This window comes from Aeromicrobium sp. UC242_57, assembly GCF_044452305.1.
GTDB lineage: Bacteria > Actinomycetota > Actinomycetes > Propionibacteriales > Nocardioidaceae > Aeromicrobium.
The window spans coordinates 55,098-68,852 of sequence record NZ_JBIOAM010000003.1 but is presented as its reverse complement, the minus strand read 5'-3'; the positions used below and the strand labels follow the sequence as shown (position 1 = coordinate 68,852).

Sequence of the window (13,755 nt, the reverse complement as noted above, 5' to 3'; positions counted from 1 at the left end):
ACGCGGCCGACCCGCGACGTGTGCCTGGTCAGGGCAGGTCGTCGTGGCTCCAGGTGACGCCTTCGCGCACGATCCGGGCCGGTGAGCCGGCTGCGACGGTGCGCTCAGGGATCTTCTGCCCACGCACCATGCTCCGCATCCCGACGACCGCGCCTGCGCCGATCTCGACGTGCCCCGTCAGCACCGCGTCGCGGCACAGCCACACGTGCGAGCCGAGCCGGATGTGCGCGCCGAACGGGTTGATCCGCTCCCCCGTCACGGCGTCCTCGAGCCGGTGCATGTCGTCGGTCGCGATGTAGACGTTGGCTGCCCACAGCTGGTCGAGGTCGGCCACGACGCTGCCGCCGTTGCGGGCGTCGACGATGGCGCTGCGCGTGCCGAGGACCTTGCCCTGCAGCACGATGCGCGAGTCGGCACCGCAGTAGAGCGCACCGGCGGTGATCGCACATCCTCGTCCGACGAACACGATCGCATTGTCTCCCCCGACGAGCAGGGAGGTCAGCCAGTCGAGGTCTGAGCCGATCACGATCAGGACGTCCCGCACCGGGAACATCACGAGAGACTCCATGACCTTCGCTGGCAGGCGGGCGCCCTTGCCGAAGTAGAGCGCGTTGCCGCAGTCGTGCCACCACTGTGGCAACGCATCGGTGACGGCCGTACCTCGTGGCGTCCAGCGACGCAGCGGTGACTCCGGCCGCCCGCAGGCGGTCGTGATGTTCGGGGGTCACGGCCTAGGCGTCCCGACGCCGGAACAAGATGTACCCGATCAGGAGCAGCGCGCCGACGAACACTGCCATGACGATGCCGCCGCCGACCGGGCCGAACGGCGTGAAGCCGAAGAACGACAACAGGTCGTCGAGGGATGCGCGGGTGTAGAGCTGTCCGCCGGCGTCATAGGGCAGGAACTTCAAGATGGAGATGACGCCGCCGTCCTCGCCGGGGTTCTCCGACGCGCCCTTGATCGCGATCACGATGGCACGGATGATCGTCTCGACCAGGGAGGGCACGAGCAGCAGCAGCGCGACCGCGGCCGTCTGGTTGCGGGTGATCGCCGCGAAGGCCAGGCCCGACAGCGCGAACAGCACCGTGAACAGGGTCGTGCCGATCGTCATGTTCACGAACTCGTCGATCGTCGGCAGGTCGAGCCCGAACGCCACAAGGCTCAGCAGGGCGATCAGGATGCACGCCAACGAGGCCAAGGTCGAGACCACGACGGTCGACAGCATCTTGGCCACGAACACGTGCGTCCGGTTGGGCACTGCCGTCAAGGTCGCCCGGATCATGCCGTGCCGGTACTCGTGACCGAACGTGAAGACGCCGATCATGCCGATGATGTACGCGATGAACAGCGGGGCGACACCCGTCGAGGCACCGATCGTCGCGATGATCTCGAACGGCACCTCGGAGAACGAGTCGGACCGGGCGATCACGATCGCCAACAGCACCGACAGCACGATCTGGAACGTCATCGCCATGCCCAGCAACCAGTAGGTCGACCGGATCGTGCGCAGCCGGACGTACTCGTAACGCAGCGCGTCGATCATGCGGCACCTCCCTGAACTCCTCGGACAGCCCGGTCGCTTCGAGGAAGGCCTCTTCGAGCGTCGCCTGCCGGGTCGCCAGCTGGTGAAGCCGTGCCCCCCGCCCGCGTGCGCCGCGTCGCCGACCTGTTCGGCCGTGACACCTCGCACGACCAGGGCGCCGTCCTCGTGGTCCACCTGGGCGCCAAGCGCGGCGAGCGCCGGCTGCAGCAGGGCACCGTCGGGGGTGCGCACCTCGACCGAGCCGAGCTTGCTGTGCGAGATGAAGTCGTGGACCGGACCGTTGGCCAGCATCCGTCCTCGCCCGATCACGACGAGCCGTCGGCCAGCACCGCCATCTCCTGCAGGAGATGGCTGGAGACGAACACCGAGCGCCCCTCGGCGGCCAGGTGCTTGAGCAACGTCCGGAGCCATTGGATTCCCTGCGGGTCGAGGCCGTTGCTGGGCTCGTCGAGGATCAGGGTGTGCGGGTCGCCGAGCAGGGCGCTCGCGATGCCGAGCCGCTGCCCCATGCCGAGGCTGAACTTGCCCGGCTTGCCGCGGGCGACGCTCTGCAGACCGACCAGCTCGAGCACCTCGTCGACCCGACGGTCGCTGATGCCGTTCGACACCGCCAGCATGCGCAGATGGTTGCGGGCCCGTCTGGTCGGGTGGAAGGGCTTGGCCTCCAGCAGCGCACCGACGTGACGCATGGGGTGCTCCAGGCTCGCAAAGGGCTGACCGTCGAAGGTCGTCACGCCGTCGCCCCGGTCGAGGCCCAGCATGAGTCGCATCGTGGTCGACTTGCCTGAGCCGTTGGGGCCGAGGAACCCCGTGACGCTGCCGGCGAACGACGAACGACAAGTCGTTGACGGCACGGGTGTTTCCGTAGGTCTTGCCGAGGGACCGTGCCTCGATGAGGGCCATGGTTACACCCTGCCATGCACCCCTACGGCATACCGTGCAAGGTATGACCGAGTCCTTTCGCCCCATCGAAGCCGGCGTCGCCACCGATCTACGCGGCGAGATGACGTACGCGAGGTGACCTCCAGCTGCCGACCTTGCTGTCGGCGCAGCTGCCGGTGACCGACCACCACGACGAGATGCTGTTCATCATCCAGCACCAGGTCACCGAGCTGTGGCTCAAGCAGCTGGTCCACGAGCTGCGGTCGGCGATCGCCCTGATCGCCGCCGACGACCTGTCGCCTGCACTCAAGCGGCTGGCCCGGGTCAAGGCGATCCAGAAGCAGATGTTCGAGCAGTGGTCGGTCCTGGAGACGCTGACCCCCGTCGAGTACGTGCAGTTCCGCGATGCGCTCGGCAAGTCGTCGGGCTTCCAGTCGGCTCAGTACCGGACGGTCGAGTTCCTGCTCGGCAACAAGAACCCGCAGATGATCATGGTGTTCGACCACGACGTCGTGCTGCACGACGCGCTGCTCGCCGATCTGCACGCGCCCAGCCTGTACGACGCCTTCCTGCAGCTTCGAGCCGTCAGGGGCATGCGGTGCCGGCCAGGGTCCTCGACCGCGACGTGTCGATCCCCTACGTCGCCGATGCCGGGGTGGTCGAGGTGTTCCGGCGTATCTATGCCGAACCGCACGCGTTCTGGGACGCGTACGAGATGTGCGAGGAGCGTCGACGTCGAGGAGAGCTTCAGCTGTGGCGCTTCCGCCACCTCAAGACCGTCGAGCGCATCATCGGCCACAAGACCGGGACCGGCGGCAGCTCTGGCACCACGTTCCTGGAGAAGGCACTCGGCCTGACCTTCTTCCCCGAGCTGAAGGACGTCAGGACCCACCTCTAGTGGTGGACGGAGGTGCTGGTGTCCACGAGTCGCTGCCCGGTTCCTCCCCAGCGCAGCGCGATGATCTCTGCGGCGATCGACACGGCGGTCTCCTCCGGCGTCCGGCCGCCGAGGTCGAGCCCGATGGGGCTCGACAGCCGCCTCAGGTGGTCGTCGCCCCAGCCCCACCTCACGCAGCCGTTCCATGCGGTCGACATGCGTCCGGCGAGAGCCCATCGCGCCGACGAAGGCCGGCTGCTGGTCGCCGTCGAGCCGCAGCGCGACGTCGAGCACCGGGACGTCGAACTTCGGGTCGTGGGTCAGGACGCACAGCACGGTGCGCCGGTCGAGACGTCCGGCCGCGGCCTCGGCCTGCAGGTAGCGATGGGGCCAGGCCACGACGACCTCATCGGCCTGGGGGAAGCGGGCCTGCGTCGCGAACACCGTTCGGGCGTCGCAGACCGTGACCTGGTAGCCCAGCAGCGCGCCCTGCCGGGCGAGGGCTGCAGCGAAGTCGATCGCACCGAACACGATCATCCGGGGTCGGGGCTGGAAGGACGCCACGAAGACCCGCATGCCCGCTTCCATCCGCTGGCCGGCCGGACCGTACGTCAGCTGCGTGCTGGTGCCGACCGCCAGCAGCCCACGAGCGTCGTCGGCCACGGCGGCGTCCGCACGCAGATCACCTAGGCTTCCCTCGATCGAGTCAGGACGCACGATGAGCCGGCGGCCGAGCCACGCCGGGATCGGGATGCTCCAGGACCGTCGCCAGCGCCACGGGCCGTCCGGCCTGCACATCGGCCGCCAGCCCGTCCAGTCCGGGGAAGCTGTCGCGTGACACGGCCTCGACGAACACGTCGATGATTCCCCGCAAGTCAGTCCGACCGCGAATGCCTCGGCGTCGCTGAATCCGTAGCGCTGCAGGACGGGACGGCCGTCCGATGCGACGGCGGTGGCCAGCTCGTACACCGCGCCTTCGACGCACCCGCCTGACACCGACCCTGAGGCCGAGCCGTCCGGCAGCACGAGCATCGCGGCACCGGCCGGACGTGGCGCCGAGCTCTGCGTGCCGACCACGGTCGCCATGGCCACGGTGCCACCGTCCGCCCAAGAGGCGGTCAGCTGCTCGAGCACGTCACGCACCGGACACACCGGCCCTCGGTCGGTCGACGTCGCGTCCTGCTGCCAGGTCGGAGCAGTCGACCAGGAGCACCTCATGGCTCTCGAGGTAGTCACGTGCACCGCGGTCGGCGACCGCAGCAGCACGGACGCCGTCCCAGTGAGCGCGTCCGATCAGGACGGGGTGGCCCGGCTCTGCACCGTAGTCGGCCCTGGCGAGCGTGTCCGGCCCGGCGGTCTGCACGAGGCGAGCCACGACGTCGCTGCCGACGTCGGGCAGATCGACCAGGTGCACGATCGTGGCATCAGCGTCCGTCCTTGCGGCGGCCTCGAGCCCCGCTCGCAGCGAGGCTCCCATGCCGGTCGCCCACGACTCGGCGATCACGACCTCGACGTCTGGGTCGAGCGTCTCGATGACTGCCTTCGCGGCGGCGCCGACGACCACCACGACCTGATCGCAGCCGCCTTCGCGCAGGACGCGCACCGACGACACGACCCAGGGCTCGCCGTTGGTCTGGGCCAGCGCCTTGGGCCCACCGAAGCGACGGCCCGCGCCCGCCGCGAGGAGGAGTCCGATGACAGCCATGGCTCCAGTATGCCGAGACCACGTCTCGCATTGTCATGTGACCCCGCACACATGACCGCGCGTTGGCTGTTCACCGGCATGGCAAAGGCCCCGCGCTGCCGGGAGCTTGCGCGGGGCCTTCGAGGCGGTGCTAGGTGGTGCGAGGTGTTGCTAGGTGCGACGAGGACTAGAAGCCCATGCCGCCCATGTCACCCATGTCCGGGGCGCCACCACCGGCAGCAGCCGGCTCGGGCTTGTCGGCGACGACAGCCTCGGTGGTCAGGAACAGGGCTGCGATCGAGGCTGCGTTCTGCAGCGCCGAGCGCGTGACCTTGGCCGGGTCGATGATGCCAGCGGCGATCAGGTCGACGTACTCGCCGGTCGCGGCATTGAGGCCGTGTCCGTCGGGCAGGTTGGTGACCTTCTCGGCGACGACTCCGCCTTCGAGACCGGCGTTGACCGCGATCTGCTTGAGCGGGGCCGAAAGCAGCGACGCGAACGATGTTCGCGCCAGTGGCCTCGTCACCGGTCAGGTCGAGCTTCTCGAACACGGCGGCAGTGGCCTGGACGAGCGCGACGCCGCCACCGGCGACGATGCCCTCTTCGACAGCGGCCTTCGCGTTGCGGACCGCGTCTTCGATGCGGTGCTTGCGCTCCTCGAGCTCGACCTCGGTGGCTGCGCCGACCTTGATGACGGCGACGCCGCCGGCGAGCTTGGCGAGACGCTCCTGGAAGCTTCTCACGGTCGTAGTCGGAGTCGCTGTTCTCGATCTCGGCCTTGATCTGGTTGACGCGGCCGGCGATCTGATCCTCCGAGCCACCGCCTTCGACGATCGTGGTCTCGTCCTTGGTCGTGACGACCTTGCGAGCCGTGCCGAGCAGCGTCAGGTCGGCGTTCTCGAGCTTGAGACCGACCTCTTCGCTGATGACCTCACCACCGGTCAGGATGGCGATGTCGGCCAGCATGGCCTTGCGGCGGTCGCCGAAGCCCGGAGCCTTGACGGCAACCGACTTGAACGTGCCACGCATCTTGTTGACGATGAGCGTCGCGAGGGCTTCGCCCTCGATGTCCTCGGCGATGATGACGAGCGGCTTGCCCGACGCCATGACCTTCTCGAGGACGGGGACCATGTCCTTGACCGACGTGATCTTGGAGTTGACGATCAGGATGTAGGGATCGTCGAGGACGGTCTCCTGGCGCTCCGGATCGGTGACGAAGTAGCCCGACAGGTGACCCTTGTCGAAGCGCATGCCTTCGGTCAGCTCGAGGTCGATGCCGAACGTGTTCGACTCCTCGACCGTGATGACACCTTCCTTGCCGACCTTGTCCATGGCTTCGGCGATGATCTCGCCGACCGTGGTGTCAGCGGCGGAGATCGAAGCGGTCGAAGCGATCTGCTCCTTGGTCTCGACGTCCTTGGCCATGCCGAGCAGCTGGGCCGAGATGGCCTCGACAGCCGTCTCGATGCCCTTCTTCAGACCCATCGGGTTGGCGCCGGCTGCGACGTTGCGCAGACCTTCGCGGACCAGGGCCTGGGCGAGGACCGTGGCGGTCGTCGTGCCGTCACCGGCGACGTCGTCGGTCTTCTTGGCGACCTCCTTGACGAGCTCGGCGCCGATCTTCTCGTAAGGATCTTCGAGCTCGATCTCACGCGCGATGCTGACACCGTCGTTGGTGATCGTGGGAGCGCCCCACTTCTTCTCCAGGACAACGTTGCGACCCTTGGGGCCGAGGGTGACCTTGACGGCGTCGGCGAGCTCGTTCATTCCCCGCTCGAGGCCGCGACGGGCTTCCTCATTGAAAGCAATGGTTTTTGCCATGTGTACGTTTCTCCGACTGGTTGTCGACGTGGGTGTGGTCAGGCGATGCCCGCGACGGACGGCTGCAGCATGCGGCGAACCCTTCTCGCCACAGCCCACAACCTCATCGTTCTGACCAAGGTGTTCTCAAGTGCTTGTCTAGCACTCTCACTATACGAGTGCTAATCAACGTGGCGCAACGAGACCGGTCATCCGACGTCGTAGGTCAGCTCGGCGAACTGTCCTTTCTGCACGGCCGACACGAGCGTCAACCGGTCAGAACGAATGTCGCGAGGCAGCAACGGCGCACCCGCACCGAGGGTCACGGGGGCGATCGTGGTGACGATGCGGTCGAGCAGCCCCGCGTCGGCGAACTGCCCCACGAGGTCACCGCCGCCCATCAGCCAGATGTCTTTGTCGCCGGCGGCTCGGCTGGCCTCGGCGTGCACCTCTTCGACCGACGCCTGGGTGAAACGGATGTCGGCACCGGGCACGACGGCCAGCTCACGGTGCGTGAAGACCCAGGTCGGACGGTCGGCGTACCAGGCCGTCCAGTGCTCGGGTGCTCGAGCAGCTGCTCGTGGTCGACGACCCACTGATAGGTCGACGACCCCATGACGAGCGCTCCGACACCAGCCAGGAACTCGGGCATCGCCGCCTCGGCCTCGTCGGCCGTGGGGACCTCGAAGAGCCAGTCGAGGGAGTGCTCGGTGGTCGCCAGGTAGCCGTCGAGGGTCGTTGCCGTGTTGTAGATAGTCGCCATCGTGGCAACCTACCGATCGCCACCGACATTTCCCGCTCCACCGTCCGCCTCTCCCCCGGCGCGGTGGATCCTCAACCTCATCCGCCGACCTCGACCCCGGCGCGGTGGTTTATCAACCTCATTTGGCGTTTTGAGGTTGATAAACCACCGCCCCACCACGATGACGTTGCCGATCCACCGCCAGGGGCGGCGTCACACCGAGAACAGCAGGTACAGCCCCGTGAACGTGTAGGCGACCATCAGCACCAGCATCGCGAGCTGACCGGTCAGGCGGTGCGACCGAGGCAGCAGGACGAGCGCCCGGTCATGGGCGGCGATGACGGCCAGCACATGGCCTGCCACCACGAACGTGACCTTCAACGCCGCCAGCAACGACGTGTGCTCGGTCAGGAAGTACGCGACGTCGGGCTCGCCCAACGGCGTCCAGCCCCGGCCGAGCGGGTCGAGCAGTGCGAAGAACGCCGCCTGCCCCTTCTCGGTCAGATACGTCAGGTAGTGGGCGAAGATGTAGCCGATCACGATCGGCACCAGCGAGTGCGCGGGCTGTCCGGGCATCGCCCGCCGTTGCTCCCTGGTCACTCCCCCGGTAGCCATGGCGGCTGCGACGAACAGCGTCCCGACGATGACGCAGAAGCCCAGCAACGTCGCTGTGTGCTGCCACCCCGACAACGACTTGGCCTGCCAGAACGAGGAGGCCGAGAAGCTGTCGTACGCCGTCGACCCGAGCAGCACGGCCAGGACCGCGACGAGTCCCGGGGCGACCGGCAACGTCGTCAATCCACGCAACGGATTGCGCGAAAGCCGACCATCACGGACGGTCGGAGACATCCGGGCGACGATCGCGCTGTAGACGTCGAAGGGGTCGGCACGATCGAACCACCGCGGACCGAACGCAACTCCGCCGGCGAGCATCGCAGCGACGTAGATCGCCACCCAGGTGCGCACGGCCTCGACCGAACCGGGGTCGTCCGAGGCGGCTCCGAGCCAGACGAAGGCGAACAGCCCCGCGGCAGCCGGCCAGTATCCGAGACGTTCGGGATAGGCCCATCTGCCGCGCCCGGTCAACGTCCGCCACGGCGACAGGTCGCGCCAGACATGACCGGCCAGCAGCGCCAGCGGGACCAGCCCGACCCACACGAAGATGTAGAACGCCTGCACGCCACCGTTCGAGGAGTCAGTCGGTCCGCCGTAGAGCGCGAGCAGCAGCCACGCCGTGAGCAGCAGGCCGACGACCGCCAGCCAGGGCCGCCGGCGGGGAGGGTCGCCGACTGCCCAGGTGCCCTGGAAACGAGGTTCTTTCCACGCCAGGGCCAGCACCGCGAACGAGATCGTCAAGGCCCATGAGGCGCCGACCATCGCATAGATGAACGGGATGGGCAGGTCTGTCGCGCCGCCCACCCCGTGCTGGGCGAGCCCGGCCCCGATCACGGACGGACGACGAGCTGCACGATCGTGACGCCTAGATGATGCGCCTCGACCGCGACCTGACCTGGACGATCGAGCGTGATCTCTTCAGAGAGGAGCTCGCCGGGCACGGCTGGAAGGTGTGCTCCGGGTCGGAGTGCACGTGGATCTCCTCGGCGACGTCGCTGGTCATCACGAGACGCACCCGCTGACCCGACTTCACCTCGACCCGGTCACCCTGCGGGCTGGCCTTCCCGTCGGCGATGTCGATCTTGACGATCTTGCCCCGGGCACCCGCCGCCTCGTCAACCACCTTGGCCAGCCTCCTCGAGCCTTCTCAACCTGCTCAGCCTGTTCCTTGGCTTGCTGCCTGGCGTCGTCCTCAGCAGACCGCGTGGCGGCTGAGGTCGCCTTCGGCTCGGCCTGGTCGTCCGAACCACTGCATCCCGCGATGAGCAGGGCCGCAGCAGCCAGGGTCACGATCAGCTTCTTCATTCAGACTTCTCCTCGTCTTCGAAGGCACGGCCCAGGGCTCGTGCTCTTCTCGTTCGGCAATGCGGTCCTTGCGGGCGATGTACAGGACGACTCCGACCACGACCACGGCCGGCACGATCGCCGGGATGGCGAGCAGCGCGACGTGATGGGCCAGGAGCTCTTCGCCGGGAGTCATGACGACAAGGTAGTGGCTCGCGTCGACTCCGTGGCGGCTTCGTGCTCCTCGATCTTGCGGGCGACCCGGGACACCGAGACGCAGATCCCGAGGATGATGCCCAGGCTGCACAGCAGCACGACCAGGTTGGCCAACGTCCACACCCAAGCAGGATGGTCGTCGGTGCGTTCACGCTGCAAGATGTCGATCTCGGGCACGAAGTCGCGGGTGAACGACGCCTCGGCAGGCAGCTCCTCAGCATCGAGCGGCGCATCTGCGGGCAGGAAGATCGGCACTGCTGCGAGCGTCCGTCCGTCCTGGACGCGCAGCAGCGTCTTCCAGTTGCCACCGACCGGCACCGGCTTGGTCGACTCGAAGGTGTTGGTGCCGGTGCGCCGCAGCCGGTCGGTGACGACCCCTTCTCCGCCGCCCTGCCAGGCCGTGATCTGCACCCAGGTCGGATGCTCGTCGATGACGCCGTCGGACAGCGTGACCTGAGCCAAGACCTCGGGGGCGTCGTCGGAGCCGACCTGGGTCAGGGCGAACTGGGCGGTGGCGCCCTGCGGCACCGTAGCGTGCAGGCCATTGGCGACAGCCCCCGAAAGCACGAGCACCGAGCTCACGACGATCGCGCGTCCGACGTTCTTGGCTGGCAGCTTGCCCTTGGAGTCCCAGCGCGAACAGGGCGCCGCACAGTCCGAACCGATCGCGACCGGCACGGCCATCAGCAGGCCCTCGACCCACATGTCCTGCGTCCACGGGAACGCGAAGACTCGGTCGTTCCACAGCTTCTCGATGACCAGACCGACCGTTCCGATCAGCAGACCGCCGACGGCGCCGAAGGCCAGCGCATTGCGCCGCAACCGGGTCAGTGCCAACAGCTCGATGATGATCGCGCTGCCGAGGTACAACGGGAAGACGTGGTGCGCCTCGCCCATGACGTCGGTGACGACGAACGAGATGATGCCGCGCATCAGCAGGAAGAACACGGCAGCTGCGACGGCGGCTCCAGGACCCAGGTAGAGCCGAGCGGCGACGAGGGTCAGGCCCGCGGCGGCGACGATCATGACCGGGGCGAAGACCATCCGGAACTGCGCGATGCCGAAGTCGAACTCAGCCTGGAACACCGACAGACCGATCAGCAGACCGCCGAAGGCGATCGAGACCATGACGGTGCGGAACCACGCCGGCACCTCGCGCCCCTGGAGGCGCATCGCGATCTCGGCCTCACGGTTGAGCAGGATGATGCCAGCCGTCGAGAGCCCTGCGCCGCCGATCAGCATCAGGTGCGTGGGACCCCACAGGGTCACGTCCTGGCCGAACATCCGGTGCCAGACGTCATCGAGGGGAAAGCCGATCAGGGCGTAGAGACCGCAGGCTGCGATGAAGATGCCGCTGACCGGGGCATACCAGGTGCGGGTGATGCGCACGGCTGCGATGCCGGGCTTCTCGCCGTCGCGCGGGTAGACGATTGCCGACATTCCGGCGACGAACAGGGCGAAGAGTCCGTACAGGATGAGGTAGTGAGCGGGGTTGGCGAGCGGTCCTGCGTCGCGACCGCGGCCGGCGTGCAGGCTGACGTCCCACATGAAGCCCAGGAGCGCGACGATCAGGGCTGGCGACGAACATCGTGGGGGATCGTCGACCAGCCGGGCTCGCCGTACTGGGCGCCGAGCCGGCGGCCGAGCTTGTCGAACCAGTCGATGCGGTGAGTGCGGTGCGCCCAGGCGATGACGAGCAGGACACCGGTCACGACCGTGGCAGCGATGGAGAGCCAGATGACTTGTTGGAGCTCGGCGCCGCCCACCGGGGGTGGTGACGGGATCAGCAGCAGCAATGAACATACCCGCGAGTATGCTCAGCGAGCATGTGTCATGGCAAGTGACACATAGATGCTCGACGCATCTGCCGCTCGATATCGGCATCGCTTTTCCGCAATGTCGCCGAATAGGAATTTCCGTCTATTCGGCGCGATATTGATTCCGTGGATACGATTCACTTCACGCACGACATGCAATATCACCATCAATGACGAAGGGTTACTGCTTGTGGCCAGCAAAACCATCACCCTGTACGTGGACGACCTCGACGGCACCGAGATCGAAGAAGGTCACGGCGGACCCGTGTCGTTCGCTCTCGACGGACAGGACTACAGCGTCGACCTGACCGACGAGAACGCCGCTGCATTGCGCGACGTCCTGCGACCCTACGTCGAGGTTGCCACGAAGGTCGCCCGAAAGACGGCCGGGACCAGGGCGAAGAAGACCGACAGCGGCCCTTCACCGGCAGAGCTGTACGTGCCTGGGCTGCCGACAACGGGATCGAGGTGCCCACGCGCGGTCGCATCCCTGCCAGCGTGCGCGCCGCGTGGAAGCCAAGTAGCGCGAAGAGCTTCCCGCTCACCGCAGGTGAGGACCGTCCTGGACATGCTGCCCTGGACGTGAAGAGACCCGGTCCCCCGGACCGGTCTCTTCATCTGCCTGTGCCGCTGTTGTCAGTTCCCGATGACCTCGTGAGCCTCTCGACCTTTGGGACCATCGACGACCTCGAACTCGACCTTCTGGCCGTCTTCGAGAGTCTTGTAGCCATCGGACGCGATCTTGGACCAGTGGACGAAGACGTCGTCCTGGCCCTCGACCTCGATGAACCCGTAGCCCTTGTCAGCGTTGAACCACTTGACGGTGCCTTGCACCATGCCGCCACTCCCACCTGTCACCCGAAGGACCCACCTGCCGAGGGTCTTCCCAGAGCCTATATGGCTCAGCAGCCTCCGGCTACGGCGGGACGACGCCCCCACCGCGACCAATTTCTGGCTGCAACCCCCGGCGACGGCGGGGATAATCGAGACCTGGGCACCAGCAGGCGTCGCGGTGTTCAGGCCATCGGCGAAGCGGCACGTTTCTTCGGCCACGTAGATGTTGACGAAGCGGCGCAGCTTGCCCTCGTCGTCGATGACACGGGCCTTGATGCCCGGGAAGTCGCCTTCGAGGGACTCGATGACTTCACTGAGGTTCGCGCCTTCGGCGGTGACCTGCTGACTGGTCCTGCGTGTAGGTGCGCAGGATCGTGGGAATTCGAACGTTGATGCTCACGGTGCTCCTTGAAGACGGTCTCTTGAATCAGACGAGTGGCTCAGACGATGCCGGCGGCGACGAAGGCGTCGTACGTCGGTGCGATGGTGGCGGCGGGGCCGACGAGGTCGCTGACGGCGTCCAACGTCTTGAGCCCGTGACCGGTGTTGATGACGACAGTCTCGAGCTCAGGATCGAGCGCACCGGTCTCGACGAGCTTCTTCAGGACGCCGATCGTCGTGCCACCGGCGGTCTCGGTGAAGATGCCCTCGGCGCGGGCCAGCAGCACGATGCCCTCACGGACCTCGTCGTCGGTGATGTCGGCGATGGCCCCGCCGGTCTCGCGGCAGATGTCGAGGACGTAGATGCCGTCGGCGGGGTTGCCGATCGCCAGCGACTTGGCGATCGTGTCGGGCTTGGTCGGACGGATGACGTCCCAGCCTTCGCGGAACGCCTCCGAGACCGGCGAGCAGCCGGTGGCCTGGGCGCCGAAGATCTTGACCGGCTTGTCCTCGACCAGTCCGCCCTTGACGCCTACGGAATGCCTTGTGCACCTTGGTCAGCTGCGAGCCGGATGCGACCGGGATGACGACCTGGTCGGGCAGTCGCCAGCCGAGCTGCTCGGCGATCTCGTAGCCGAGCGTCTTGGAGCCCTCGGCGTAGAACGGACGGACGTTGACGTTGACGAACGCCCAGCCGTCCTCTTCACCGGCGATCTCGCTGGCGGCTTGCTTGACGTCGTCGTAGTTGCCCTCGACCGCGACGAGGTTCTCGGTGTAGATCGCCGAGTTGACCTTCTTGGCGTCTCGAGGTTGCTGGGGATGAACACGACGGTCTTGATGCCGGCTCGGGCACCGGCCGCGGCGACGGCATTGGCCAGGTTGCCGGTCGAGGGGCACGCGAAGACCTTGCTGCCGAGCTCCGCGGGCGGCGCTGAGGGCGCAGGCGACGACGCGGTCCTTGAACGAGTTGGTGGGGGTTGGTGCTGTCGTCCTTGACCCAGAAGCTTGGTCAGGCCCAGCTCTGCCGGCGAGGTTGCGCGCGTCGAGCAGTCGGGTGAAACCGGGTTCGAGGTTGGGGG

General features: G+C 67.2%; 16 protein-coding genes and 6 pseudogenes. 3 read left to right on the top strand and 19 right to left on the bottom strand.

Annotation, left to right across the window (positions count from 1 at the left end; all coding sequences use genetic code 11):
• Window positions 1–28 precede the first annotated feature (28 nt).
• The 3 genes from ACHMWU_RS09580 to ACHMWU_RS09570 form a co-directional block, all read right to left on the bottom strand.
• Window positions 29–640 (bottom strand): acyltransferase, encoded by a 612-nt coding sequence (locus ACHMWU_RS09580; protein WP_396043221.1) that lies wholly within the window; start codon window positions 638–640, stop codon window positions 29–31.
• Window positions 641–731: 91 nt separating this feature from the next.
• Entirely contained in the window at window positions 732–1,835 is a 1,104-nt protein-coding gene (locus tag ACHMWU_RS09575) for an ABC transporter permease (RefSeq protein WP_396043219.1), read from the bottom strand.
• A 14-nt stretch (window positions 1,836–1,849) separates the two neighbouring features.
• A complete protein-coding gene (locus ACHMWU_RS09570) occupies window positions 1,850–2,398 on the bottom strand; it encodes an ATP-binding cassette domain-containing protein (protein ID WP_396043217.1) in 549 nt (182 codons plus the stop codon).
• 225 nt (window positions 2,399–2,623) lie between these two features.
• On the opposite strand from ACHMWU_RS09570, the pseudogene ACHMWU_RS09565 reads away from it, so the two are divergent.
• Both ACHMWU_RS09565 and ACHMWU_RS09560 read left to right on the top strand, forming a co-directional pair.
• Window positions 2,624–2,857: pseudogene (locus ACHMWU_RS09565) on the top strand (tryptophan 2,3-dioxygenase family protein); the annotation flags it as partial.
• 284 nt (window positions 2,858–3,141) lie between these two features.
• The gene (locus tag ACHMWU_RS09560; protein ID WP_396043215.1) at window positions 3,142–3,324 is read left to right on the top strand and encodes a tryptophan 2,3-dioxygenase family protein; all 183 of its coding nucleotides are present in this window, start codon (window positions 3,142–3,144) and stop codon (window positions 3,322–3,324) included.
• Here the strand turns inward: ACHMWU_RS09560 and ACHMWU_RS09555 are convergent.
• The 12 genes and pseudogenes from ACHMWU_RS09555 to ACHMWU_RS09500 form a co-directional block, all read right to left on the bottom strand.
• Window positions 3,321–3,521, bottom strand: coding sequence for an XdhC family protein (locus ACHMWU_RS09555; RefSeq protein ID WP_396043213.1), 201 nt, complete (start codon window positions 3,519–3,521; stop codon window positions 3,321–3,323). The two genes, ACHMWU_RS09560 and ACHMWU_RS09555, sit on opposite strands and share 4 nt — an antisense overlap.
• 28 nt (window positions 3,522–3,549) lie before the next feature.
• Window positions 3,550–3,990 (bottom strand): annotated as a pseudogene (locus ACHMWU_RS09550) (XdhC family protein); the annotation flags it as partial.
• A gap of 19 nt (window positions 3,991–4,009) precedes the next feature.
• On the bottom strand, window positions 4,010–4,177 hold the full coding sequence (locus ACHMWU_RS09545) for a hypothetical protein (protein ID WP_396043211.1): 168 nt from the start codon (window positions 4,175–4,177) through the stop codon (window positions 4,010–4,012).
• Between the two features lie 95 nt (window positions 4,178–4,272).
• Window positions 4,273–4,389, bottom strand: a pseudogene (locus ACHMWU_RS09540) (XdhC family protein); the annotation flags it as partial.
• Between the two features lie 49 nt (window positions 4,390–4,438).
• Window positions 4,439–5,008, bottom strand: coding sequence for an NTP transferase domain-containing protein (locus ACHMWU_RS09535; protein ID WP_396043209.1), 570 nt, complete (start codon window positions 5,006–5,008; stop codon window positions 4,439–4,441).
• A 166-nt stretch (window positions 5,009–5,174) separates the two neighbouring features.
• A pseudogene (gene groL / locus ACHMWU_RS09530) lies at window positions 5,175–6,808 on the bottom strand (chaperonin GroEL).
• A 188-nt stretch (window positions 6,809–6,996) separates the two neighbouring features.
• Window positions 6,997–7,383 (bottom strand): dihydrofolate reductase family protein, encoded by a 387-nt coding sequence (locus ACHMWU_RS09525; protein WP_396043207.1) that lies wholly within the window; start codon window positions 7,381–7,383, stop codon window positions 6,997–6,999.
• A 359-nt stretch (window positions 7,384–7,742) separates the two neighbouring features.
• Window positions 7,743–8,978 (bottom strand): hypothetical protein, encoded by a 1,236-nt coding sequence (locus ACHMWU_RS09520; RefSeq protein WP_396043205.1) that lies wholly within the window; start codon window positions 8,976–8,978, stop codon window positions 7,743–7,745.
• A gap of 31 nt (window positions 8,979–9,009) precedes the next feature.
• Entirely contained in the window at window positions 9,010–9,267 is a 258-nt protein-coding gene (locus ACHMWU_RS09515) for a hypothetical protein (RefSeq protein ID WP_396043203.1), read from the bottom strand.
• Window positions 9,268–9,336: 69 nt separating this feature from the next.
• The gene (locus ACHMWU_RS09510; protein WP_396043201.1) at window positions 9,337–9,624 is read right to left on the bottom strand and encodes a hypothetical protein; all 288 of its coding nucleotides are present in this window, start codon (window positions 9,622–9,624) and stop codon (window positions 9,337–9,339) included.
• Window positions 9,621–11,192, bottom strand: coding sequence for a hypothetical protein (locus ACHMWU_RS09505; RefSeq protein ID WP_396043198.1), 1,572 nt, complete (start codon window positions 11,190–11,192; stop codon window positions 9,621–9,623). The genes ACHMWU_RS09510 and ACHMWU_RS09505 overlap by 4 nt, the downstream gene beginning before the upstream one ends.
• Before the next feature lie 20 nt (window positions 11,193–11,212).
• Window positions 11,213–11,440, bottom strand: a complete 228-nt coding sequence (locus ACHMWU_RS09500; protein ID WP_396043196.1) for a hypothetical protein — start codon at window positions 11,438–11,440, stop codon at window positions 11,213–11,215.
• Between the two features lie 211 nt (window positions 11,441–11,651).
• On the opposite strand from ACHMWU_RS09500, the gene ACHMWU_RS09495 reads away from it, so the two are divergent.
• On the top strand, window positions 11,652–12,047 hold the full coding sequence (locus tag ACHMWU_RS09495) for an Lsr2 family protein (protein WP_396043194.1): 396 nt from the start codon (window positions 11,652–11,654) through the stop codon (window positions 12,045–12,047).
• A gap of 50 nt (window positions 12,048–12,097) precedes the next feature.
• Here ACHMWU_RS09495 and ACHMWU_RS09490 read toward each other — a convergent pair whose 3' ends face one another.
• The 4 genes and pseudogenes from ACHMWU_RS09490 to ACHMWU_RS09475 form a co-directional block, all read right to left on the bottom strand.
• Window positions 12,098–12,298: a cold-shock protein gene (locus tag ACHMWU_RS09490; protein ID WP_396043192.1), complete on the bottom strand. Its 201-nt coding sequence runs from the start codon at window positions 12,296–12,298 to the stop codon at window positions 12,098–12,100.
• Between the two features lie 183 nt (window positions 12,299–12,481).
• Window positions 12,482–12,607 (bottom strand): annotated as a pseudogene (locus ACHMWU_RS09485) (molybdopterin synthase sulfur carrier subunit); the annotation flags it as partial.
• Window positions 12,608–12,735: 128 nt separating this feature from the next.
• Entirely contained in the window at window positions 12,736–13,170 is a 435-nt protein-coding gene (locus ACHMWU_RS09480; protein ID WP_396046612.1) for a pyridoxal-phosphate dependent enzyme, read from the bottom strand.
• 103 nt (window positions 13,171–13,273) lie between these two features.
• A pseudogene (locus ACHMWU_RS09475) lies at window positions 13,274–13,573 on the bottom strand (pyridoxal-phosphate dependent enzyme); the annotation flags it as partial.
• Window positions 13,574–13,755 lie beyond the last annotated feature (182 nt).

Excerpts from the sequence above, each read along its gene's own strand:
- ACHMWU_RS09555 (WP_396043213.1), bottom strand. The coding sequence starts at position 3,521 with ATGTCGACCGCATGGAACGGCTGCGTGAGGTGGGGCTGGGGCGACGAC.
- ACHMWU_RS09490 (WP_396043192.1), bottom strand. The coding sequence starts at position 12,298 with ATGGTGCAAGGCACCGTCAAGTGGTTCAACGCTGACAAGGGCTACGGG.
- ACHMWU_RS09510 (WP_396043201.1), bottom strand. The coding sequence starts at position 9,624 with ATGACTCCCGGCGAAGAGCTCCTGGCCCATCACGTCGCGCTGCTCGCC.
- ACHMWU_RS09505 (WP_396043198.1), bottom strand. The coding sequence starts at position 11,192 with ATGTGGGACGTCAGCCTGCACGCCGGCCGCGGTCGCGACGCAGGACCG.
- ACHMWU_RS09560 (WP_396043215.1), top strand. The coding sequence starts at position 3,142 with ATGTGCGAGGAGCGTCGACGTCGAGGAGAGCTTCAGCTGTGGCGCTTC.
- ACHMWU_RS09575 (WP_396043219.1), bottom strand. The coding sequence starts at position 1,835 with ATGCTGGCCAACGGTCCGGTCCACGACTTCATCTCGCACAGCAAGCTC.
- ACHMWU_RS09535 (WP_396043209.1), bottom strand. The coding sequence starts at position 5,008 with ATGGCTGTCATCGGACTCCTCCTCGCGGCGGGCGCGGGCCGTCGCTTC.